Source organism: Roseomonas sp. TAS13 (genome assembly GCF_001950415.1).
GTDB classification, from domain to species: domain Bacteria; phylum Pseudomonadota; class Alphaproteobacteria; order Acetobacterales; family Acetobacteraceae; genus Roseomonas; species Roseomonas mucosa.
On the sequence record NZ_BDLP01000623.1, the window covers coordinates 1 to 1,597 of the forward strand.

At 66.2% G+C, this 1,597-nt stretch carries 1 protein-coding gene and 1 pseudogene; both read right to left on the minus strand.

What is annotated here, in order from left to right; all coding sequences use genetic code 11:
- Nucleotides 1-862 (minus strand): IS5 family transposase (locus ROTAS13_RS24300; protein WP_253187768.1); only part of this gene is annotated, 862 nt, incomplete at its 3' end.
- Nucleotides 863-1,012: 150 nt separating this feature from the next.
- Nucleotides 1,013-1,471: pseudogene (locus ROTAS13_RS24305) on the minus strand (transposase); the annotation flags it as partial.
- Nucleotides 1,472-1,597: the final 126 nt, after the last annotated feature.

The following is a 1,597-nucleotide window of genomic DNA, read 5'->3' on the forward strand; positions in this document are numbered from 1 at the left end:
AGTCGCCTGACCGCCTCTGTCTTGAACTCCGCCGTGAACCGGCGTCGGGTCCGCTTCTCCGCCATGCTGCCCTCCAAGGGTGCTCGGGTTCCTTACCAAACCCTCCACCCCACAGGGGGAAGTCCACGAGAGTGCTGGCGTAGCGCTCGTAGTCCTTCACCAGGCGCCGAAAGCGGATAGCCCAAGCAAAGGAGCGCTCGACGACCCAGCGCCGCGGCAGCAGGACGAAGCCGCGCTTGGCTTCTGGCAGCTTGATTACCTCCAACTCGATGCCGTGGGCTTTCGCAGCATCGGCTGCTTTTCTTCCCGTATAGCCTTGGTCGACATAGGCCAGATCGACGCTCTGGCCCGTCGAGACCTGCACTGCCTGAGCGAGACGCCCCACCTCAGCGCGATCGTCAGCGCTGGCGGGCGTGACATGGAGCGCCAGCAGATGCCCCAGCGTGTCGACCGCCAGGTGCAGCTTGGAACCCTTCTTCCGCTTGGCACCGTCGTAGCCCGCCCGTTCGCCGCTCTCCGGCGTGGAGCGCAAGGTCCGGCTATCCAGAATGGCAGCACTGGGCTGCGGCTTTCTCCCCGCGGCCAGCCGCAGCACGATCCGGAGGTCCTCGGCTAGCGCCTCGAAGCAGCCTGCCGCCAGCCAGCGCTGCGTCTGCTGGTAGACCGCCGCCCAAGGCGGCAGGTCATTGGGCATCCAGCGCCAGGGTGCGCCGGTCTTCACCACATAACGCAGCCCATTGAACACCTCGCGTAGCGAATGTTCCCGCTGTCCAGCCTGTTCTGACAGCAGCGTCAGATAGGGCGCGACCAGACCCCACTCCTCATCAGACACATCGGACGGGTACGGCTTGCGGGCAGTCATGCCGCGCAACCTGATCGTTACCCGCACAGAGGTTCATAACAACCTCTAGGACGGGCTGGCGGCGGGCATTGTAGGCGGCGTTGAAGTCCCGGAGCAGTTGCTCGAGCTGGTCATGGGACGTACCCATACGCCGAGTACCGCGGTTGACGATCAGGGGGCGGCTGGCAGGGCTGCGGGCTTTGGCGTCCAGTTCCACGGCAGGAGCTGGTCGAGCCTTGAGGCGGGGTGATCGGCGCTGCGGGCGAGCACGTCGGCGAGCCACGCCCTGGGATCGGCGCCGTTCAGCTTGGCGGTGGTGATGAGGGAAAGTATCACTGCGGCTCGGTCGCCGCCGCGGTCACTGCCCGCGAACAGCCAGGCCTTTCGGCCGAGAGCGACGCCACGCAGCGCCCGCTCGGCAGCGTTATTGCTCAAGCAAATCCGGCCGTCGTTGAGGAACCCGGTGAGCGTGTCCCAGCGCGTGAGGGCGTAGTCCAGCGCCTTGGCCAAGTCGTTGTGGCGCGACAACCTGTCCCTGGGCTCCAGCATCCAGGCGTGGAGCTCGGCGACCAGCGGGGCCACCACGGTGGTGCGATGGACCAGGCGGTCCGCGGCCGGGCGCCCATTCATTGTGGATCGGCATGGAATAGGAACCCTGTTGGAGGGGTGATCGGCGTCCAAACGGGACCCCACTGACGGCGGGGTTCACAGTGGTTTCCGGGATGATCGGGAGCCAGTGCTGGGATGCTGGTCGTG